This is a genomic window from Sediminibacterium sp. (assembly GCF_051861365.1).
In the GTDB taxonomy this organism is placed as follows: domain Bacteria; phylum Bacteroidota; class Bacteroidia; order Chitinophagales; family Chitinophagaceae; genus Sediminibacterium.
Map to the genome: position 1 here is coordinate 1 of NZ_JBHYCW010000041.1, position 22,825 is coordinate 22,825.

The following is a 22,825-nucleotide window of genomic DNA, read 5'->3' on the forward strand; positions in this document are numbered from 1 at the left end:
TCAGCACAAAAAAGTCCATATGCTGTAACTTCTTTTCTGGAACAGGGCCCTAAAGCACCTAATACCCATTATATCGGTGAAGCATGGTTGAGTAGCTTATTGCAAGCAGATGCAGATATGAACTATAATATCAGTAAAGCAACATTTCGTGCCAACTCTACTTTAGATTGGCATAAGCATACAACAGCACAAGTTCTGATCATTTTGGAGGGACAAGGCTATTATCAAGAAAGGGGAAAAGAACCCATCATTGTGCGAAAAGGAGATGTTATTAAATGTAACAAAGATGTAGAACACTGGCATACATCTACTAAAGAAAGTGATGTAACCTATTTGGCCATTTATGGAGGAACACAACCGACGATTTGGGGAGAGAAATTAACGCAAGAATATTACGACAGCGTTGCCCAGAAGTTGAAGAAGAATTAAGGCTTAAAAGAATTACCCTATATCGTTTATTACAATAATTAATGGCAGTATCTAACTTTTGGAAAATTTTAAAACTTTCCAAAAGTTTATAGTGCTGCTTACTTTTGAATATGAAAGCATACATCTATATACTATTAGTACTAGGTTTCTTGAATAGCACAACAATACATGCCCAAGACCCCTATGTACGCATTGCTAAAATCATAGTTGATACCTCTCAACTCAAACAATACCAATCTTTCTTAAAAGAAGGCATCGAAACTTCGGTAAAACTTGAAAAAGGGGTACTTAGCATGTTTGCGGTTTATGAAAAAGATAAATCTAATTATGTAACCGTTTTTGAAACCTATGCCAGTAAAGAAGCGTATGAAAGTCATATTAAGACCACTCACTTTCAAAAGTATAAAAATGGCACCCTCAAAATGGTTCAGTCTTTGGAATTGGTGGATGTGATTCCCATTATTTATGAAAGCAAGAAAGAATAGTGTAAATACCTCTTCTGTCATCTATTTGTCATAATCTTTCAAAAACCCCCATTACACCCCCTCTTTTTTTCTGCATTTCGTCAATCGCTTTTCTTTTCTCGTAAGTGTAGTTGTATGATTTCGAAACAACTTGCACCCGATTATAAAAGAATAATGATGAACAGATTCATGATGATCCTACTCTTAGGGATAGTAAGCGTTACAACAACCATTGCACAGGAAAAAGAAAACAAAGCCAAGACAGACAGTGCTTTCTTCCAACCTAAATACTTACCGGATATTACGCTGGTAGGTCGTTATACCAAGGCAGATATTCATTTCTTACCGGAAATCGTAGGAACGAACATCAATGCCGGTAAAAAGAATGCCTTGATCATGATGGACAATGTACAAGGCAATGTAGTTACCAACACCATGCGCCAGGTAATGGCCAAAGTGCCGGGTATTCAGATATGGGAGAGTGATCCAAGCGGAATTCAAATTGGTATTGCTGCACGTGGATTGAGTCCGAACCGTAGCTGGGAATTCAACCTGCGTCAGAATGGATATGATATCAGTAGCGATCCTTTTGGTTATCCGGAAGCATATTATACTCCACAGTTAAATTCTGTTCAGAGAGTACAGGTATTGCGTGGTGCTGCCAGTTTGCAGTATGGTCCACAATTTGGAGGTATGGTGAATTTTATCATGAAAGATGGTAGTGAGATCAATAAACCCTTCCAATATGAATCACAGCAAACAGCAGGAAGTTTTGGTCTCTTCAATTCTTACAATGCCATCGGTGGTGAAAATGGTAAAACGCATTATTATGCCTTCTGGGATCATCGCAGAGGAGATGGATTTCGCGAGAACAGCGGATTCAAAGTAAATACCGCTTTTGGAAGCTTTTCCTGGAACATCAACAAAAAATTGAAAGTTGGGCTGGAGATCACGCATTTTGATTATCTGAGTCAACAGCCGGGCGGACTCACCGATGCTCAGTTTGCACAAGATGCTTATAAAAGTTTACGTCAGAGAAACTGGTTTCAAGTAAAATGGAATATGGCTGCTTTGAACATTGATTACGCGATTAGCGATAAGAGTAGATTCAATGTTAAAACTTTTGCAATGACAGGTGATCGTAATAGCATCGGTTTTATGCAAACCCCTAATATTGCCGATACGATCAATGCCTCAACACTTCGCTATAATAACCGCAGGGTAGATATTGATCAGTATAGAAACTTTGGAATAGAAGCCCGTTATATCACCGATTATCAGATTGGTAAAATGAGAAATACCTTATCTGCCGGTATTCGTTATTTCAGAGGAAATACCGATCGTTTCCAAAATGGAAGAGGTGATACGGGCGCTGATTTCAATTTGAATATCTCAGATCCTTTTCCAACCGATCTCAGTTTCATTACGAATAACACTGCCTTCTTTGCCGAGAATATGTTCAGAATCGGCGATAAGCTGTTGATCATACCGGGGGTACGTGTAGAAAACATTCAGAATGAAGCAAATGGTAGAGTTGGGCTCTCCGGAAATACAGAATTAAAAATCAACAACCAAAACAGAACCCGTCGTTTTGTATTACCGGGTGTGGGTGCAGAGTATCATATTGGTCAAACAGAAATTTATGCCAACTATTCACAAGCATATCGTCCGGTATTGTTCAGTGATTTGACGGGCAATCCAACAACCGATGTGATTGATCAGAATTTGAAAGATGCCAAAGGGTATAATATTGATTTGGGCTATCGTGGTCGTATCAAAGAATATTTGTTCTTTGATGTAAGCGGATATCTGTTACAATATAACAACCGTGTTGGTTTGATTGCACAGCAAAGACTGGATGGTAGTTTTTATAATCTTCGTACCAATGTAGGTAATAGTCGCAGCAGAGGTGTAGAAGCATTGGTAGAATTCAATGCCTTCAAAGCATGGGGTGTAAAACCTGTTTTTGGAAGCCTGAATTTCTTTGCTTCACTTGCCTTCATCAATGCACAGTATGATAATCTTCGTGTCATCACGCGTCAGGGTAACACACTGGTTGAGTCTAACTTGAAAAATAAGCGTGTAGAAAATGCGCCTGAAAGAATTTATCGTACCGGTGTTACTTACAGCAGAAAACAATTGACTGTTACTGCTCAATACAGTTACGTATCAGAAGCCTATAGTGATGCGAATAATACTGTTACTCCAACTGCAAATGGGGTAAATGGATTGATACCTTCTTATGATCTGGTAGATATTAGTGGTACTTATAAATTCACAGAGAAGTTTTTTGTGAAGGGTGGTATTAATAATCTCTTGGGAGAAAAATATTTTACCAGAAGAGCCGGCGGTTATCCGGGTCCGGGATTGATGGCAGCTGAGCCCAGAAATTTCTTTATGACAGTTGGAATCAAACTCTAATAGCAAAAAGCTCCGAATAAAACTCGGAGCTTTTTTTATACTTCTTTCTTTTTGAATATCGCGAAATAAATATCAGCTCTAATTTCAAATCCTAACTTTTCATATAGTTTGATAGCGCCAATATTGTCTTGTTTAACATGTAGAAAAGGTGTTTTGCCAGCCTCGTAAATACAGGAACAAACCTGTTGTATAACTGCTGCAGCATATCCTTTTCCCAGATGTGCGGGGTCAGTACAGATCGCACTTACTTCTGTGAAGTCAGTTGTTTGTAATCGTTGTCCGGCCATCGAAATCAGTCGCACTCCATCAAATATGCCATAATAATTACCGAATTCGATGGTACGGTTACCAAAAGGACCGGGTTTGGTTTTTGCGGTTAGTTCCAGCATTTGAGGAACATCTTCATTCGTTAGTTTTCTGGTAATAGCATGATGTGCATGTTGTGATGCCACTTTTTTACTAGCTACCATTTGATACAAGGGCAATGTCAATTGTACATGCATTGTATCAGGTATGGCTATTTCTCTGGCGATGAGTACAAAGAAAGATCGATCTGCGGGCAGTTCTTTTTCCAGTACATCATGATCTGACGCATCCCAGTTTGGAAGTGCAAACAAAGGTGACACTTCTTTAGGAAAATATTTTAGCTGATCATTACCCGCATTCAGGTATTGTTGATGCGTGCGCAACGCTTCCCAAATAGCATTATCCAGCACATGACTCATACAATAAAGGTAATGTTAGTCTGGAAATCGTTTTTTCCGATCATAAAAAAGTTAAAGCGATTACTCAGAAATATTCAACCCGATCTTTTCTGTAATTTCAAGACAAATTTTTGAGTATGCGAAAGATTGTTATTATGATGAGTACGCTATGTGTAATGTTTGTATCAACTGCAAGTGCACAGGCACAAGAATGGACACCCGAGCAACAGGTAGAACTATTCGGTTATTGTGAAAAACCTGCTTTGATCAAGCAGTTGAAAATATCGGAAGCCATTGCAGACAGGATTGGACAAATACATCACTGGGCCAGACTCACCAAAATAAAAATTGAAGCGAATGCGAGTGACACTTTCGCTACAGCAGGCGAGGTAGAAGAAGAAGTGGTGAAAAAGTATAAAGCGCTTTCTTTATCCGGCGATCAGGTGAAGGCGTTGGTAGAGCGAAGAAAAAAAAGTTTAAGTGAGCCATGTGAAGTGATCACGTTAGTGGTCAACAGAAATTATGATACGATTGCCAGGCCACAATTGCAATTACAATTCCGTAATAAATTCAGAAGAACACTGATGGATAAGCTGGAAGTGAATGGTAAACAGGCTGATATGTTGATTGAGGCAGAAGTTTGGAAACAGAAAGAGGCTTTAGAGATTGCCAAAATACCCGAGACAGACTTTGAACGTATCCGTAAAACCGTAGGATTGTATAAAGAGTTAGAGCGTAAGTATGGGTTTATTGGAATAACGGAACAGCAGAAAGAGGGGGCGAAGAGTATATTCAAGCAAGCAGAGTAAGATGCAAATCATTTTATTTTTTGAATACAATTGGTGAAAAATTGATAAGCACCAATATCTGTGTTGATAATAAAGTGCTTATTATCCATCATAATATATACAAGGACTATACTTTACGATTGTAGACCTTTACAAACACTGGCTTTTATTTGCGTATCACCACAGTTTTATGGTAATATGGAGCAGGGTTGATTAATATCTCTATTTCAATCATGAAATATTTCAGAGTTTAGAGTACATTAGATAAACCCTAAGCAACCTGTAAAATGGATAAGCTCATATTACTGCATACACATTCCATCATGGCTTTTATACTCGCCACTACACAATTTGGAATGTTGCTTTTCTTATTAAGACTAAAACAGCATACACATATTAGAAAATGGATGATCATTAACTATATCGCTTCAATTGTATGGCAGGTAGATCAAACCATTCGTTTTAGCCTGGCACCTTCTGTACAAGGATCATTGGTATACAAAATTGAAACGGTACTCATTTATAGTCCGGCGTTGGCAATTCTGGTATTGAGTTATTTTCAAATACTATATCTCTTCTTACACCAGCCTTATGAAAAGGAACGCAGACTAATGGTTAGAATTGTGGTTCCGGTGGCAATAGGTTTGGTAGCATTGAATGCATGGAACGAATTTGCTAACGATAGTAATCTTTTTGTATTTCAAGTCACTTCCTTTTTGTATGGGTTGGTTACTAATATCTGGGCATTGTTCATCAGTTATAGAAAAGCTCGTTTTTTAAAACATATGGATGCACATGCTTCAAAAGCCCATCGTTTACTGGTTTGGGTAAATATTGGTTTCATTGTAATGTGTGTTGTTGCGGTAGTATTTGGGTTTTATAGTCCTGTTGGCTATTGGACTTTTTTCATTCTTATATGGATGTGCAACCTCGCTCAGATCGTTATCTATATTACCTATTCAGCAGTTCCTGCAAGCTTTCAAATAAAAATTGCTGGATTCAGTTTTGTAACGGTGGTAACTTTTCTAACCATGGTAACACTTGTTTTTTTCCCACCATTGATTCCTACTGAGATAGAGGCAAGATTACTTCAGCAGCAGGGATTAAAACAGATGTTCATCATTATAATCGTTGCAACTTTATTCATTGTAATAGTATTACCCGGATTATTAAGAAAGAGTTTATCAGAGCCTTTGAAACGATTGTTGATGGGTGTAAAACAGGTCAATGCAGGTGATTTAAAAGTGCAGGTATTGGTGGGTTCACCGGATGAGATTGGCGACCTCACCACAAACTTTAATCAGATGACACAATCATTGCAAAAAGCCAATGATGAATTGCGAGAATATGCAGAAAAGTTGGAAATAAAAGTGGAAGAGCGTACCGCTGCTTTGAAAAAATCATTGGAAACACTTCAAACCACTCAGGCGCAATTGATCCAATCCGAGAAAATGGCAAGTTTGGGGGAACTTACAGCGGGTATTGCCCACGAAATTCAGAATCCGTTGAATTTTGTCAATAATTTTTCTGATGTCAGTACAGAAATCATGACGGAGCTGAAAGAATACGTACAAGCGGGTCAACTCAAAGAGGCTGAAGATGTGATCAATGACCTAACGGTGAATCTTACTAAAATTCATCACCATGGGTCAAGGGCTGCAGGTATCGTCAAAAGTATGTTGGAACATTCAAAAGTAAGTGATGGCAAAAGACATACGGTTGATATCATTGCACTGTGTCAACAATATGCACAATTAAGTTATAAAAGTATTATTGCGAAAGATCAATCATTTGAATGTGATATAGTATTTCGGCATGAAATAGACTCTATCCAGATGGAAGTTATCTCTGAAGATATTGGTCGTGTTTTTCAAAACATATTCGTGAATGCTTTTTATGCGATGGGAGAAAAACTAAAACAAGAAAAAGCATCTGATAATGCATACCAACCAAAAATCACAGTAAGTATTCATAAACTATTAAAGCCGGGCGAATCAGCAGAAAGTATAGAAATCAGGATCAGAGACAATGGAACGGGGATACCTGACACAGTGAAAGCAAAAATTTTTCAACCCTTTTTTACCACCAAACCAACAGGAAACTATACGGGACTAGGATTATCGATCAGCTATGACATTGTTACCAAAGGTCATTCAGGTACCTTCATGGTTGAAACTGAATTAGGTGAAGGAACAGAAATGATCATACAACTCCCGCTTACAAACAGTCTTTAATTCAATTTTAAGTTAAAAATCCCCGGATCAATTGCTTATATTAGGAATCTAAACCCTTGCACATGAGTCCAAATCCGGTCATTGATACCTTAATGGTAAATGGCGTAAGCTATAATTTACCTGCTAATACAGATGAAGTTGTTTATCTGGTCAATCAAGCACAACAGGCTAAACAGGTAGTATGTTTGAGAGGAGCCGCACACTCTCGTCCTTTAATCAGTAGTCTGGAAGCAGAAGTAAATGCAGGCAGACTTTATATCCTGTTATCAAAAATGAAAGCGGTAACATTTAATGATGCATCAAGACAAGTTACGGTTGAAGGGGGCTGTCATTTAGGATACGACCCAAGTGATCCATTAGATGCAGCACCCGCAGCACTCGCAGCATATAGATCAACTTTGGAGAATTCCTTGGTATATCAGCTCGATAATCATAGAACAGATCCTCAAAATCCACTCAAAGGTTGGGCCTTACCCGATCTTGGTGGTATCATACACCAAACTGTAGGTGGTTTTCTTTCAACCGGTTCCTCCGGAAGTAATCTTTATGCTTCATTTAATGAGCAGCTCGTAAGTGTTACTATTGTAACAGGAGGCACTGATGGTGCAAGAGTTCAGGTGTTCAGTAAGGATGATCCAAAATATCCCAATAAAAATGAAAATCCTTTTTATGCAGTAGGTGTGGGCTTAGGGATGTTTGGAGTCATTGTATCAGCTACTTTTCAATGCGTTGATAATTTCAATATCAAAGGACAGGAATCAACGACTACAGAAGCTGATTGTCCCATTGATCTTTTTGGAGATCATCCTGAAAAAGAATCACTGGTAGATTTTTTTACAAAAAAAACATACAAGCGAATCATGTGGTGGCCACAGAGTGGTGTTAACAGAACAGTGATTTGGCAAGCCGAACCGATGCCGGTTTCGGCAGGATTTGTTCCCAATCCATACAAGGAAATACCCAATATCAAAATCATGGGTATAGAAACACCTCTTCCGCTTGAGTTGTGTGCTCATTTAATGATGAATGGTTTTTCTGACATTGATGTTTTTTTAAGTAAACTGAAAGTGCAGCATCCCGTTGCGTATGAATTTTTAAAGGCACTCGATGAAAAAGAGCTGGTACCCTTTCTGTTAAAACTTTTTGTGCCATTAGATCCTGTTGTAAATGGTACTCCACAACCCCAGCAGTTTCAGGATGTGTGGTATGGAAGTATACCCATGGATGATAAAATAAGTGATACACTGATTCCGGTTTGGTTTACTGAACTTTGGTTTCCGATTGAAACAGGGGTAAAAGTATTGAGTACACTCAAAACATTTTTTCAGCAGAATCCTGATATCGTCGGTAATTTTTCTTACGAAATTTATCCTGCCAGACACAGCGATTTTTGGTTAAGTGCTGCTTATCAAAGGGATGTTTTCCGTATTGATATGTTTTGGTATGGAGATAACGCCGGATCTCCATTGAATGAGTTTTATCCGACTTTATGGAATGAGCTGTACAATGCGGGATTGGTATTCAGGCCACATTGGGGTAAGTTTTTGCCGGCGGGTGATAGTCAGGAAGGAAAAGCGTATTTGAGAAATAATTATCCTAACTGGGATCAATGGATGGCAATTCGCGAACAAATGGACCCGCATCAGGTGTTTGTAAGTGACTATTGGAGAAGTCATTTGTTTGCATAGATTTTTTAGGATAAAAAGTATAAGGTCTACAATTAAAAATTGGATGCTGATTTCATAGTGATCTGATAGGGAAATTTCATTATTTTTGCCGCCACAACCGAAAGGTTAGGGCCTATAGCTCAGTTGGTTAGAGCACCTGACTCATAATCAGGGGGTCCCAGGATCATGCCCTGGTGGGCCCACAAAGCGAAGATCTAAGTCTTCGCTTTTTTACTTTAATATAGCCCGTGTGCGCATCCCTGGTTCTAACCCTGAACCTGTACCGAATTTGATCGGGATAAGTTTATTAAATCCATATTTTTTATTATTGTATGGACAATTTGTTAGAGCCGTCACTCTTTTAACCGGCACAAATGAAAAGCATAACTGGTGGTAAAAATCCTAAAAAAAAGACTGAGCGGAAAGGGTTTAGTAGCTTTCTTGAAAGTCTTTTTTATATTATTCTAACCATAAATTAAAAAAAATGAAACGAATCATCCTGATCATATTGATGTTTTCATTTGGAAACTTGTTCTCGCAAAATGGTTTAAGTCCCGAACAATTCATGAGATACTATGTGAAAGTTGTCAATGAGGAAAAAATAAAAGAAGTACAAAATTGCTATCATTTCCCGCATTCCATAATTGAAAATGGCCGAATTATGTATTACGATAATGCTGAAATACCGGTAATTGACTATAATACATTTAAAAAGACAGGATGGGTGTATTCTAAGATCAACGAAATAAAAGTTATAGCGGAGTCTGGGAATACGGCAATTGTGCAGATGGATTTTTCAAGGTTTGGGAAAAACGATAAAGAATATTTACGGACAACTATGTTTTATTCTTTAACAAAAGAGAAAGGTTATTGGCAGATTATTAATAGAACCGGGATGTTAAATCGTACTTTTTGAATAATATATACAAGCCGTCTAGGTAGGCACACTTAGCAATAAGTTAGTGATGATATAAAAATAGCTGCTTTTTATTTGCATAAAATTTGCAAAGAGATTTTATAGCAGTATCTTTTGGTATTGTTTTTGATCTAATTATTTATAATGGTCATTAACTTTCTCGTACGCTCCTTATAAAAAATAATAACTCCTGTTTTTATTCAGTACAAAAAAGGAATATGAAATCGAAACTATTTTTTTCTCTGTCACTTTTATTCGTAACTTATCTTCAGTCCTATTCGCAAACATCCCAAATCCGAAATGAGTTGGATAGGGTTATACAGCAACTGAATGATAGCTTACATAAATATGATGAAAGAGGGAGAACCGTTCATTTATTATCTGATTCAGTTTTTTCTGTGAAGAATAGAGATGGAAGCTATATAACCGTAAACATAAAGAATCTAGAATCTTCAAGAACCGATTCTCTTCATCAAATGGGGATAGATTTTCTTCCCATTGACTATAAAACACATGTTCCCGGTAACTGGATCTATTTTCAGCAGAGGGATAAAATGACCCGTTTGATGTTTCAAAAAGCAACCGAGGCAGAAGCGAAGCAATTATATTATTTATTTTTAGAGCTGAGAAAATACATGCAAGCTTTACTTAGATAAAGTGATCCACTATCGAACTATTCCTTTTACAAAGGATTTTGTATTAAGAGCTGGATACAGATTCTATATTACTAGCCTATTTGCAAATGCCTCCCAAAGGAGGCTCTATCGAAAAATAAATATAATGATTACTGAGTCGACCATATTAAAAGTCAGGATCGATAATATGAAACACACCAAAACGATTTGGTTGCCTACGAAAACATGAAGATCTTTGAACACTTTGTTTATAAAGTTAAAGCTGGAGTAATATGAACGTATTTAAAGTATTATCTCGATGCAAATACTTTTATGGCATACCTATAAATCGTGATTTTAATCATAAATCAATGCATATGGATTGATTTAAGACATTTTCATTATAGTTAGTTTGTGGAATTTAATAAATTGAAACATCTATTTATTATGAAAGATCAATTTGTTTATGTCTAATAATATGGAGTGTAAACATCGCTTAAAATCTAAGGGTAAACTTTTTACAATCATTCGCTGTATTATCGTATTGGTATTGATTACAATCAATACCATGGCACTTGCACAACAGGAAGAGGAGTATGGTACAGGATTGTTGTTTGATAGTATTAATACCAGATCTATTCCCCAGCATGCTGCTTTAACAAAGGACAGCTACAGGGGCTTGCCTTCCTCGGTTTCTTATGAGCAATATTGTCCACAGGCGGGTAATCAGGGTAAGTTTGGTACATGTGTAGGTTTTGCAACCGCTTATTCTTTGCGTACCACTTTATATGTAAAAGCTATGCGTGAAGCGGGGTATACTGCTAATCCGAATGACCATTTATTCTCACCCAGTTTTATTTATGAACAAATCAAGTTTGCTGATGATAAAGATTGTAGTAAAGGAAGCTATGTATCTGATGCATTAGAGCTCTTGCAATACATAGGGGTAGCCACGTTAAAAACCATGCCCTATCAATGTGGCACAACCATTTCTGAGGCATCTCTCACAGAAAGTGCGAATTATAAAATTGTTTCCTATCAACAACTTTTCAGTATAAAAGATACAGATGCTGATTTTAGAGTATTGATGATGAAAAAAGCATTATCAGAAGGTAATCCTTGTTTGTTTAGTTTTAAAACTACCAAAAGCTTCAAAACTAGCAGAGGTACCGATCTCTGGAAGCAACAAAAAGATGATCAAGAGCCCGGCGATATTAAAATGGGTCACGCCATGTGTTTGGTAGGCTATGATGATAATAAATATGGAGGTTCATTTCGGGTATTGAATTCATGGGGAACAGGCTGGGGCGACAAGGGCTTTATATGGATACCCTATCGGGATTTAGCTAAATATACTTACCAATGTTTTCAAGTACAGGGTGAGAAGATTAAACCCAAAAAAGTGGATCCAGTAATAGTAAAACCGGAGATCAAAGGAACCATTCGTTTTCAGCAGAATACCGGTGAATCGATGAATGCCTCTTTACTCTCTTTTTCTTTAGCAGAGGGGTTGCCTACTTATAGAATGAATGCTAATTATACCAGTGGCACCCGCTTTCGTTTTTACATGAATACATCAACAGATGCGTATATCTATGCATTTGCTTCTGATTTTTCAGGAAAGATCAATCAAATATTTCCTTACGACGCTCATATATCTCCTTTATTGGGTAAAAATAGTACGGTAGCATTTCCCTCTGAAACAAAAGTGATACGAATGGATGAGTCGAAAGGAACCGACTATCTCTTGATACTGTATTCTAAAAAGCCGCTTACGCAAAGCTCAATTTTACAACAATTACAACAAGCACAAGGTGGTTTTGTATCCAAAGTGAAAACCTCATTGAAAAATAATTTTATTTCTTCGCATCTGATTAACTATGTAAAAGATCAAATTGCTTTTGAGCTAAAAGCAGATTCTAATGCAGATATCCTCCCCATCCTTATTGAAATACCACATTATTAAATCTATGATTCTAAATCGTTTTCAATTCTGTAAGAAAACTGTATTACTGGTATGTACGGTGCTTCTTCATTTTTCTTTGTTTGGACAGTTTCAAATTGTAAACAAAGCCGGACTATTTAATGGGATTGATGGATTAGATATCTCTCCAAAGAATAATTATTTTTTAGGTTGGTATGAATACAACGGTGCTTGTGTTATCTGGGATATGCGATCAGGACAAGAAATTCAAAAATTCCAAGATGTAAAGACTGCCCGTTTTGCTTCGAATGGAGAACAAATTTATATCGTTACTAAATCAGGCGATATCAAACTGGTAGATTTAACCGGCAAAACTATCCGACAAATTTCAAGGTCTCCGATCATGATTGGTAGTTATCGCAATTATAATTTCTATCCTGAACAGTTATCATTGATTATTGAAAATAAATTATATGATGTAAATGTAGGATTGGTTAGTACCTTAAATTATGAAGGACTAAAAGATAGACAGCAATATAACCTACGCAAGAATCTATTGGTAGTTCCTGATAATCAGAAAAATAAAGTCAGTATTATTCAGCTTCCAGGTGGACAACAAAAAAGTGTGAATTTGCCTTTCCGACCTTGGACTGTAGTATTATCTGCGATGGGAAATCATGCGGCGATTTTGGGAAGGGATACTTTGCAAATCATCCAGCTTGAAAATGGAGAAACAATAGGAAGTAGGAAATTTATTCCGCAACAGTATGGAGCTGTTCTCTTTGATCATAAAGGTGAAAACTTGATTTATACTTCCTATGATGAGAAATGGACTCGTGTACTTGTTTGTGAAAATGCGATCAGCGGAAAGACTATTTGGAAAAGAAGTTTTACAGAAAAATTAGCTTCGGATGAATCAATAGAGTATCGTAATCTACAATTATCTGCTGATGGAAAAATATTGCTTGCTGCAAACGGTTCACAAGGGCAATATGAGTTATTTGATGTTGCAACGGGTAAAACGATCAAAGAGATTAAAAGTTTTAAAAGAGATTTTGCTGTTTCCTTGGGTAAAATTGTTGCTAATCAATTACCTATTATATATAAAGATGAACAGGTAATATTGAATCTTACAACAGGGGTCATACAAGCCAAAACAAAGTATGATGATACTTATACAAGAACGCTTACAGATGCGGAGTATGAAAGTTTTCCAATTCAAGAAGTTATAAAATCTTTTGACAAAAAATTTGAGTTTGTTAAGTCTCCAATGTTATTAAATCAGGGTGTGGCATGTGCAAATAGTGGTGGAGTTAGTCAGATACTCAATATAAGATCTGTTCAAACAAAGCGTACTATTTTCAGCCGTAGTTGTAAATGGATCACTTATGGTGCAGCCAATACACAAAATATTATCGCAATTCAAGAAATACCTGCTGTTGATCGAATCAATTTTTACAACTATACTACAGGCCAAAAATTATTTACAATCCCTTTTAATATCAGAATGAAAGGCGGACATCGTCCTGTACTATTTTCTCCCAACGATGCTTACGTGACAGTTGAGCATGATGATGGTTTGCTGATATTAGATCTGAAAACAAAGAAATCTCTCAGCGCAAAACTTGGGAAAGAACCTAGTGAAGGCGTTGTCGGTTTTACTCCTGACAATAAATATGCATTGATCAATATCTGGAAAAAAATCAAATTCCTCGATTTGGCAACGGGTGAGTACAATGAATCGATGACCATTCATGAGATCGATCCAAGATATGGTTTCAATACAGTTTCGATGACTCCGGATGGTAAACATCTTTTTTATATTGATGGTGACAAAAACAATCGAATTCTTGTTTATGATCTTGTTGCCAAAAGGAACATTGCAACAGTATATCCATTCTTGAGTACCAATGATTGGGCGGTTGTTTCACCAGACGGTTTATTTGAAGCAAATAAAGGGGCACAGGATAATGTTTATTATACTACACCGAACTCTGTTGCCCCATTAGGAACAGTGTTCGATCAATTTTTTACACCTAGGTTGTTACCTCGTATTTTAAGTGGTGAAACTTTTAAAGCTCCTGATATCAATACTTTAAAAGCAATTCCCACAGTTGCTATTCAGTATAGTGAGGGCACCCGCAATTTGATAGTCGAAAATGAATTTGAGCAGTTGGTGACTACCAATAAAAGTACAGGGGTCATAACTGTAAAGGCGGATTGTCCGGTTGATAAAATCACAGAAATTCGTTTATATCATAACGGTAAATTAACCGGTACTACGAGAAACCTGATTGTAGAAGATGATACCGGTCAAAAATCAATGACACGTACTTTCAATGTTACGCTTTCGTCAGGTGATAATGTCTTCAGCGCAGTAGCTGTGAACTCACAAAGGTCGGAAAGTAAACAGGTTTTTATCAAAGCAAGGTATCAACCCAGTAATAATAGCATACCTGAAAATATCAAACAAACTAGTGCTCGTTTACATTTGATCATTGTAGGTATTAATGCATATAAAAACCCGCGCTATAGTTTGAATTATGCACAAAAAGATGCAACTGCTTTTAGAGCAGCTATAGAGAGAGGGTCAAAAGAAATTTTCAGTGGTATCAATACTTATTTCATTAGTGATGCAGAAGCCACGAAACAAGGCATACAAAATGCACTGGAAAAAGTAAAACTAAATGCAAATGCTGATGACCTATTTATATTTTACTATGCCGGTCATGGTGTGTTAGATGAAAAAAATGAGTTTTACCTGATCCCTTATGATGTAACACAACTCTATGGTAATGATCAATTACTTCGTCAGTCTGCAATTAGTTCTTCATTGATTCAACTCTATTCAAAAGATATCAAGGCTCAAAAGCAGTTATTCATATTGGATGCATGCCAGTCTGCAGGTGCTTTTGGTAATGCTGTAGCTATGAGAGGTGCAGCTGAAGAGAAAGCGATTGCACAACTTGCACGGTCAACAGGAACGCATTGGTTAACCGCATCGGGTAGTGATCAGTTTGCTAGCGAATTTAGTCAGTTAGGGCATGGGTCGTTTACATATTGCTTACTGGAAGCGCTGAGAGGGAAAGCTGATAATGGTGATAAAAAGCTAACAGTAAAAGAAATCGATGCTTATCTACAAAGTGTTGTACCTGAGATTACCAAAAAGTATAAAGGAACTGCGCAGTATCCTGCCAGTTTTGGGTATGGGAATGATTTTCCTATAATCATCATTAAGTAATAGTTATAAGAAAATATCAGCTACCATTAATAAACCCGAATCTTTATATTTCTTTTGTATTAAATGAAAATAAAGACGATTTTCTATTCATATTTAACATACTTAAAACTGAGTATACACAGAACAAAATAGTAATCGTATTTTATAAGTTTTAAAAAATCCCTATGCATACATTTAAAATAAAAAACAACCGACTCGGTCATGTAATTATATTAGTGGCCGTACTCTTTCTGATGGGAGTTACTTTTTGGGCCTTTTTTTTAAAGGAAGAGCCGGTAGAATTTAAAGGAGGGGGAATCATCATCGCATTGATCATTGGCGGTATAGGTGGAGTAGTTTTATTCATGTCCCTGAGAGCCATCATTTTGAATCCGGATGTTTTGGTGATTAATGAAAAAGGCTTTGAATACAATCCCGGTGGCATTTCATCCGGTTTTATGGAATGGAGAAATGTGGCAGAAATCAAATTCACAGAGGTTAGAACCCAACAAGGTCAACTTCCCGGACCTATTTGGGAAAAAGTATTGGCCATTAAGTTCAAAGATCCTTCTATATATGCCCATCAATACAATCCACTCTTGAGGGGCTTGATGCATATCAATAAAAATATGTACGATGCAGATATGTTTTTTCATTTGAGCAGTTTCGGTAATCAAGTAGATGAGGTATATGAATTGATGATGCGATACTGGAATGCAAGTAAAACATCTTTATAACAGATGTTCGTAAGTAGACTATATTGCTATTTCAGTTTTATCATCATTACATTTTTGTGGTCTGATTTTTCGGTAGCACAAAAGAAAACCGATGCTTTTGAAGTAGCGGTTACTACTATCAAAAAAAATATTAAGTGTTGTTCAGTAGCTTTTCCGGGGAATAAATCAAATAAGGCAACAACAGTTATGATTTTTAGAACCGGAGAGATGACCATTGTTTACAGCAATAATAGACCTCCGGTTTCTTTTAATCTTTTCGAGCTGTATAAAGATGTTGAAGCGCCAAAGGGTATTTACTATAAACCTGGAACCAAGACAATAGTTTTTAATATTGGAGAATTCAATAAACAAGCCATACGCCTCAATACAAACTCAATAGCCCTTGAAACGTACCATCAATTTTTATCTATCATACAATTAGGTAAAGAAACAAACGCTAGAGTAAGTAAATAAAAGAAGTTTCAAAGTGTAAAAAGTGAATCCTTGAAATGAATCTAAAAAAAGATACAATAAAGTCAGAACTGGTATCTGTGTTTTCAAATAGAATTGCCATACCTATTTTTTATAGTTTGATTACATCCCTATTATTACCAGCAACAATTTGGTACATATTTACTTCTGGTGATGTATTCGATATCATTTGGGGTATTCTTGCATTTGTATTGGTATTAATGATATGGTTGGTAATGGTTTGGGGAGAATTAAGATTAAAAATTCATCGAATATATTTTACTACAAAAGGTATTGAGGTTCGATCATTTTTAGGAATCGGAAAAAAGAGAACCTATTCTTATGATGTGATAACCGGATTTATGATTGGTTTACAACCGGCATATCCATTTCCTTATGAGAGTATTACATTGATGCTTAATGAAAAAAAACTACTACGGATTTCACAATTTTATTTTCGTAATTACAAAGAGATCAAATTATTGATAACTGAAAGATTTGCGAATTATCAAATCCAAAAATTTAGTTTACGAAAAGCAATCACTGAAATATTTGAATAATCTGATAAATACTACAAATCATCAGCTTAGCTGTTGAATTTTTACGGATTCAACAACTAAACTGATGTTTTTTTATTTATTTGATGATCATGAATGGCACAAATCGATTTAGTATTAGACTAATAAATAGTTAACTTATCATATAGAAGAAAATTTCAGTCTCAAACTGTTGCCAACAACACTCACGCTACTTAATGCCATAGCAGCTCCAGCAATCATAGGATTTAATAAAAATCCATTTACAGAAAATAAGATCCCGGCTGCAATGGGTATACCAATGATGTTGTAGATAAATGCCCAGAATAAATTTTGTTTGATAGTAGCCACTGTTTTCTTTGATAAGTTGATGGCTTTGGGTATGCTATTCAAATCAGAAGTGATCAATGTCATTTTAGCAACGTCCATGGCAATATCACTTCCCTTGCCCATCGCGATACTAACATCTGCAGTAGCCAATGCATGACTATCATTGATTCCATCACCTACCATGGCTACAATTTTTCCTCCTTTTTGTAACTGTTCAATATAAGCTGCTTTTTCAGCGGGCATGACTTCTGCTTTAAAAGTTTTTAATCCTACTTGTTCGGCAATAGCTTTTGCTGTTTGCTGATTATCTCCGGTTAACATGTATACTTCGATACCCATTTTATGAAGACGATCAATGGCAACAGCTGATTTTTCTTTGATGGTATCGGTGATTGCTAATACAATTCTGGCTACTCCATTTTTTGAAAAAATAATGACAGTTTTTGCTTGTTCTTGTAATTCCTGAATTCTGTTCTCTAGACTTTGATCCAGTGTTATGTTATTCTCTTTCATCATTGATGGACTTCCAACTGCATATTCTTGTTCATTATAATTTGCTAGTACCCCCTTTCCGGTTACACTTTCAATTTTATGAAGAGGTACAGCTTGAATAGACGTGTTTTCAAAATGTCTAACTACTGCTTCTGCCAATGGATGTTCTGATTGTAATTCGATAGATAATAGCACAGATTGTAACTCAGTCATATCATGTTCATCTCTAAAAATGACATCACTTACTGATGGTTTGCCTTCTGTAATGGTTCCTGTTTTATCTAATACTACGGCAGTAATATTATGTGCCAGTTCTAAGCTTTCTGCATCTTTAATAAGTATATTATTTTCAGCACCTTTTCCAATACCAACCATAATAGCAGTAGGTGTAGCTAAGCCCAAAGCACAAGGACAGGCAATAACTAGAACTGTTACTGCATTCATCAAAGCGTAGGTAAATGCATTTTCGTTGCCCCAAATCATCCAACAGATGAATGTGAGTATTGCAATCCCTATTACAATAGGAACAAAGATGCCTGCGATTTTATCAACAAGCTTTTGAACAGGCGCCTTACTGCCTTGAGCTTGTTCCACCATTTTAATGATCTGTGCTAAAAATGTTTCTGAGCCAATCTTTTCGGCTGTAAATCGAAAACTTCCTTTTTGGTTAATGGTTCCTGCATAAACATTTTTTCCTGCTACTTTTTCTACAGGAACCGGCTCTCCTGTAATCATACTTTCATCTACATATGAACTGCCACTGGTAATAATACCGTCTACGGGAATTTTTTCTCCAGGCTTTACTAATAGAATATTCCCTTTTTGTACGGCTGCAATAGCCACTTCTTTTAGTTGATCGTTTTCTGTAACCAAGGTTACAGTTTGCGGCTGTAGACCTATTAATTTCTTGATGGCAGAAGAAGTATTTGATTTGGCTTTTTCCTCTAATAATTTACCCAATGAGATAAAAACAATAATAACAGCTGCTGCTTCAAAATAAACATGGGGGTGTGTGCCACGCTCATGCCAGAAATCAGCAAAAAAAGTATTAAAGGCGCTGAATAACCAGGCAATACCGGTACTGAGTGCTACCAGTGTATCCATATTGGCTTTGCCATGCTTAGCTTGTTTCCAAGCATTAATGAAAAAGTTTTTACCAAAATAAAAGACTACAGGCGCAGATAACAGTAGCATGATATAATTTCCCCAGGTCAGATCCATAAAGAACATACCAAGAATAACTATTGGTAGAGATAATATGGAAGACCAGATCGTTCTTTTCTTTATTGACTCATAATGCTGAATTCTGGCAGCTTCCTTTAGTTCGTTTTTATTTTCTTCAGTAATCACCATATCATAACCAATCGATCGAACCACTGCTTGAAGTTTTTCAGGACCTGTTATTTGTGCATTGTACTCAACCCATGCATCTTGATTAGCAAAGTTTACACCAGCATTTAGCACGCCTTCAGAAGACTTTAGCATTGATTCAACACTTACAGCACAAGCTGCACAGGTCATTTCCAAAACGGGAAATGTTTTTCGTACAGATGTAAGATTTAGAGAATCTTTTTGTTTCATGTTTAATAATTTTAAACAAAGCTAGATGCTCTTGCATCCTAGTTTGTTATATAATGAATTGAGAGTTGTATAAAATTTATAGAGTGCTATTCATTTTAATTCTAGTAGCATGTATCATCTTGAAATCAGAAGGAGTCATGCCTGTAGTTTGTTTAAACTGCCTAGAGATATGTGCAGTACTGCTATATCCTAGTTTGAATGCTATTTCTGTTAAAGTATATTCAGTATATAGAAGAAATTCTTTTGCTTTTTCTATTCGATGTGCAATAAGATATTTTTCAATGGTTGTGCCCTCTTCAGCTGAAAATGATTGACTAATAGCATCATAACTTTTACCCATCGATTTTGATAGGTAGACCGAGAAAAGGAACCCTTCGGTAAAATCAAAATCACCATTGTATACATGATGTATTAATGCCTTTACCATACTGGCGATTTTCTCTTTTTTATTTTCGAGGATACTAAAACCCAATGGTTGGATTCTTGCATTTAGTAAAGTAAGATCTACATGGGAACTGTGAGATGAAAACCTCAACTCACCTAACATAACTTCTTCAGGACGAAGATCAATTTTCTCAAGCTCAGTAGTAATGGCTCTAATACAACGTTGACAAACCATACCTTTTACGAATACTGTCTGTTGCATAATTAAATTTTGAGATCAAAGTAAGCTTTAACATTTTGGACGATTGTTATAATTTTCAAGGAAAAATGTATATAATCTGTATTATCACACGATATAGTTTTGAATACACTACTGTTTGTATCTTTGGAGTACTATGGCTGAACAACTACATATCAAGAATATGGTTTGTGACCGATGTATTATGGTCGTAAAACAGCTATTTATAGATTTAGGTGTTGAATTTCATCAGATACAACTGGGACAAGTAGAGTTAAAAAAGGAGCCAGATCCAGAACAACTAGAGCAGATTCGATCGCTTTTACAACAAAATGGATTCGAATTATTGGATGATAAGAAATCTAAAATTGTTGAAAAGATAAAAACCACCATCGTTTCATTGATTCATGGGACGGAAGCTGAAGAGCTGAACTTAAAGCTATCAGCTATACTGGAAGAAAAGCTACAGACAGATTACCATTATCTCAGCACATTATTCTCTTCTGTAGAAGGTGTTACCATTGAACGATATACCATACTGCAACGTATTGAAAAAGTAAAAGAGTTGTTGATGTACGATGAGAAAAGCCTAAGTGAAATAGCTTACGAAATGGGTTATAGCAGTGTTCAGCATTTGTCTCAACAGTTTAAAAAAATAACCGGATTAACGCCTTCTCACTTCAAGCAGTTAAAAGAAAATAAACGTAAGCCTTTAGATAAAATAAATGATTGATTAGAGTCGGCTGAAAATTATATACATCTTAGTAAGGATTCTATAACAAGTAACCCATTTGCTGGATCTAATTTTACATTGTTATTTAACCGGGAGTTATCCTGAAAAATTTAAATGTGAAAATGGGAACACTAAAATTCAAGACAACCATTAAATGTATGGGTTGTGTATCAAAAGCCACTCCTTTTCTTAACGAAGTTGCAGGATCAGAAAACTGGAAAGTAGATGTCAATAATCCTGATAAAGTATTGGAAGTTGCAACCGATGGAAATACTTCTGTAAGTGATGTAGTAAAAGCGGTACAAGAAGCAGGCTTTAAAGCAGAACCCATTCATTAATGGGTTCTGTTATGATATCTTTCAAAAAGTAAACATCAAATACTCAACATATGAAACGAATACTGATCATTGTTATGTTACTCCTGTCAAAAATGGGGATAAGTCAAACCGCCTCATTACAGGATATTTTACGCCAATATCTTGATCTCAAAAATCAATTGGTAGAAAGTAATGCAGCTAACGCACAAAAATCTGCTACCGTTCTGACTGGGAAGATCGAGGGTCTGGCGGCACAGGCACTTTCTGAAAAAGAAGCCAAAGCGTTTGGCTCTTTGAAAGAGACGCTGAATAAGCAAGTAAAAGACCTTTCAACACAATCTGATTTGGCAAAACAGCGGGTAAGTTTTGCAGCACTTTCACAAACGATGATTGATTTATTTAAAGTTGTGTCTGTAAAAGAGTCATCGCTTTATGTGGATTATTGTCCAATGAAAAAAGCCTACTGGTTAAGTACAGAAAAAACCATCCGTAATCCTTATTATGGAAATGCCATGCTTTCATGTGGTAGTATTAAAGAAACAATAAAAGAGTAACGAAATGCGCTTATCGGCTATATTATATATCCTGCTATCCATCTCTATAAATGGATTTGCTCAGCATAGCGGTCATGCTGCTTCAGCAAAGCGTCAGCCTTTTATGGAACGCCAAGGAAAGAAGATCGTCTATCATTTATATGTAACAGATACTGTTGTTAATTACACCACTAAAAAAGCAAAAGCTGTTGCTATCAATGGGTCTATTCCTGCACCCACACTGTATTTTTCGGAAGGTGATAGCGCAGAAATACAGGTTCATAATTTAATGCACATGGAGACATCTATACACTGGCATGGATTAATATTACCCAATGAGCAAGATGGGGTTCCTTATCTCACTACTGCACCCATTCATCAGCAAAGCACGCATGTGTTTAGATTTCCCATTGTTCAAAGCGGTACCTACTGGTATCACTCACATACCATGCTGCAGGAACAGAGTGGTATGTATGGCGCTATTGTGATACAGCCAAAGCAGAAGCTGCCTTATAATGACATTCATAATTATCTATTGATAATCAAGCAACTTGAAGATTAATAGTACAGCCCAACTTCTCAGCTTCTTTTTTCAGACGTGCTATTTTTCTTTCTTTCAGTTTTGCTTCATCTAATGCTATTATTTTAGGATCGTAAGCAGTTTGCCTCTGAACCATATGATAGAAGATTACTGCCAGTCTTCTGGCCACAGCCTTGATGGCTTTTTTAGAACCCTTCGTATAAGCCAGCCTTCTGTATAAATGACCAAGCACTCCTTTTTGCTGCCACATGGTTTGCGCTGCCATTCGGAAGGCTTGGGTTGCGGTATTATTGGTAAATCGTTTTTGATGACCGATTGTTTTGCCCCCACTTTTCTTTGGACGCGCAGATAAGTTCAACCAGCTTGTAAAATGATCTGCAGTAGGCCATTTATTCATATTTAGTCCTGTTACAGCGATGATGCTTAAGACTGAGTTTTCATCCATTCCGTCTATAGCAGTGAGGTCTACACCAACAATTTTATGTAAGTACTCCTTAAGATTAAAATGATACTGATTCTTTCTAACTTTTGTTTTCTTAACACTAACAGGTGATGCTTGATGTTGTGGTGGT

21 protein-coding genes and 1 tRNA gene are annotated in these 22,825 nt (G+C 36.4%); 18 read left to right on the forward strand and 4 right to left on the reverse strand.

The features are described 5' to 3' along the window. From ACTIEV_RS14270 to ACTIEV_RS14280, 3 genes are all read left to right on the forward strand, one after another. Positions 1–429: cupin domain-containing protein (locus ACTIEV_RS14270; RefSeq protein ID WP_439516716.1), on the forward strand; the 429-nt coding region annotated here is incomplete at its 5' end. 110 nt (positions 430–539) lie between these two features. Continuing rightward, positions 540–914 carry a putative quinol monooxygenase gene (locus ACTIEV_RS14275; protein ID WP_322197104.1) on the forward strand — a complete coding sequence of 125 codons (375 nt, stop codon included), beginning with the start codon at positions 540–542 and terminating at the stop codon, positions 912–914. 114 nt (positions 915–1,028) lie between these two features. Further along, a complete protein-coding gene (locus ACTIEV_RS14280) occupies positions 1,029–3,314 on the forward strand; it encodes a TonB-dependent receptor family protein (protein WP_322197105.1) in 2,286 nt (761 codons plus the stop codon). A gap of 35 nt (positions 3,315–3,349) precedes the next feature. Here the strand turns inward: ACTIEV_RS14280 and ACTIEV_RS14285 are convergent, their stop codons facing one another. Then, positions 3,350–4,039: a GNAT family N-acetyltransferase gene (locus ACTIEV_RS14285; protein WP_322197106.1), complete on the reverse strand. Its 690-nt coding sequence runs from the start codon at positions 4,037–4,039 to the stop codon at positions 3,350–3,352. A gap of 116 nt (positions 4,040–4,155) precedes the next feature. Between ACTIEV_RS14285 and ACTIEV_RS14290 the strand changes: the two genes are divergently transcribed. The 11 genes from ACTIEV_RS14290 (at position 4,156) to ACTIEV_RS14340 (ending at position 17,128) form a co-directional block, all read left to right on the forward strand. Continuing rightward, positions 4,156–4,827, forward strand: coding sequence for a hypothetical protein (locus ACTIEV_RS14290; RefSeq protein WP_322197107.1), 672 nt, complete (start codon positions 4,156–4,158; stop codon positions 4,825–4,827). Positions 4,828–5,093: 266 nt separating this feature from the next. After that, a complete protein-coding gene (locus ACTIEV_RS14295; RefSeq protein WP_322197108.1) occupies positions 5,094–7,040 on the forward strand; it encodes an ATP-binding protein in 1,947 nt (648 codons plus the stop codon). Positions 7,041–7,102: 62 nt separating this feature from the next. After that, positions 7,103–8,728: a D-arabinono-1,4-lactone oxidase gene (locus tag ACTIEV_RS14300; RefSeq protein ID WP_322197109.1), complete on the forward strand. Its 1,626-nt coding sequence runs from the start codon at positions 7,103–7,105 to the stop codon at positions 8,726–8,728. Between the two features lie 108 nt (positions 8,729–8,836). Beyond that, positions 8,837–8,910: transfer RNA gene (locus tag ACTIEV_RS14305), tRNA-Ile, on the forward strand. A 281-nt stretch (positions 8,911–9,191) separates the two neighbouring features. Next, positions 9,192–9,623 carry a hypothetical protein gene (locus tag ACTIEV_RS14310; protein ID WP_322197110.1) on the forward strand — a complete coding sequence of 144 codons (432 nt, stop codon included), beginning with the start codon at positions 9,192–9,194 and terminating at the stop codon, positions 9,621–9,623. A gap of 218 nt (positions 9,624–9,841) precedes the next feature. Next, complete coding sequence (locus ACTIEV_RS14315; protein WP_322197111.1) at positions 9,842–10,279, forward strand: hypothetical protein; 438 nt, start codon at positions 9,842–9,844, stop codon at positions 10,277–10,279. Positions 10,280–10,703: 424 nt separating this feature from the next. Beyond that, positions 10,704–12,203, forward strand: coding sequence for a C1 family peptidase (locus tag ACTIEV_RS14320; protein WP_322197112.1), 1,500 nt, complete (start codon positions 10,704–10,706; stop codon positions 12,201–12,203). Positions 12,204–12,207: 4 nt separating this feature from the next. Further along, the gene (locus ACTIEV_RS14325; protein ID WP_322197113.1) at positions 12,208–15,402 is read left to right on the forward strand and encodes a caspase family protein; all 3,195 of its coding nucleotides are present in this window, start codon (positions 12,208–12,210) and stop codon (positions 15,400–15,402) included. A gap of 164 nt (positions 15,403–15,566) precedes the next feature. After that, positions 15,567–16,118 carry an STM3941 family protein gene (locus tag ACTIEV_RS14330; RefSeq protein ID WP_322197114.1) on the forward strand — a complete coding sequence of 184 codons (552 nt, stop codon included), beginning with the start codon at positions 15,567–15,569 and terminating at the stop codon, positions 16,116–16,118. Positions 16,119–16,172: 54 nt separating this feature from the next. Beyond that, on the forward strand, positions 16,173–16,571 hold the full coding sequence (locus tag ACTIEV_RS14335; RefSeq protein WP_322197115.1) for a hypothetical protein: 399 nt from the start codon (positions 16,173–16,175) through the stop codon (positions 16,569–16,571). A 35-nt stretch (positions 16,572–16,606) separates the two neighbouring features. Next, complete coding sequence (locus ACTIEV_RS14340) at positions 16,607–17,128, forward strand: hypothetical protein (protein ID WP_439516717.1); 522 nt, start codon at positions 16,607–16,609, stop codon at positions 17,126–17,128. A 138-nt stretch (positions 17,129–17,266) separates the two neighbouring features. On the opposite strand, the gene ACTIEV_RS14345 is transcribed toward ACTIEV_RS14340, so the two are convergent. Next, positions 17,267–19,507 carry a heavy metal translocating P-type ATPase gene (locus tag ACTIEV_RS14345; protein WP_322197117.1) on the reverse strand — a complete coding sequence of 747 codons (2,241 nt, stop codon included), beginning with the start codon at positions 19,505–19,507 and terminating at the stop codon, positions 17,267–17,269. 76 nt (positions 19,508–19,583) lie between these two features. Beyond that, positions 19,584–20,153: a helix-turn-helix transcriptional regulator gene (locus tag ACTIEV_RS14350; protein WP_322197118.1), complete on the reverse strand. Its 570-nt coding sequence runs from the start codon at positions 20,151–20,153 to the stop codon at positions 19,584–19,586. Between the two features lie 133 nt (positions 20,154–20,286). Here ACTIEV_RS14350 and ACTIEV_RS14355 point away from each other — a divergent pair, with 133 nt between their 5' ends. From ACTIEV_RS14355 to ACTIEV_RS14370, 4 genes are all read left to right on the forward strand, one after another. Further along, entirely contained in the window at positions 20,287–20,862 is a 576-nt protein-coding gene (locus ACTIEV_RS14355; RefSeq protein ID WP_322197119.1) for a helix-turn-helix domain-containing protein, read from the forward strand. A gap of 122 nt (positions 20,863–20,984) precedes the next feature. Then, the gene (locus ACTIEV_RS14360; RefSeq protein ID WP_322197120.1) at positions 20,985–21,200 is read left to right on the forward strand and encodes a heavy-metal-associated domain-containing protein; all 216 of its coding nucleotides are present in this window, start codon (positions 20,985–20,987) and stop codon (positions 21,198–21,200) included. Positions 21,201–21,250: 50 nt separating this feature from the next. Further along, entirely contained in the window at positions 21,251–21,733 is a 483-nt protein-coding gene (locus ACTIEV_RS14365) for a DUF3347 domain-containing protein (RefSeq protein ID WP_322197121.1), read from the forward strand. Between the two features lie 4 nt (positions 21,734–21,737). Beyond that, positions 21,738–22,274, forward strand: coding sequence for a multicopper oxidase domain-containing protein (locus ACTIEV_RS14370; protein ID WP_322197122.1), 537 nt, complete (start codon positions 21,738–21,740; stop codon positions 22,272–22,274). Here ACTIEV_RS14370 and ACTIEV_RS14375 read toward each other — a convergent pair. Then, positions 22,255–22,825, reverse strand: a 571-nt coding sequence (locus ACTIEV_RS14375; protein ID WP_439516718.1) for a transposase, incomplete at its 5' end; no start/stop codon positions are given. The genes ACTIEV_RS14370 and ACTIEV_RS14375 overlap by 20 nt on opposite strands.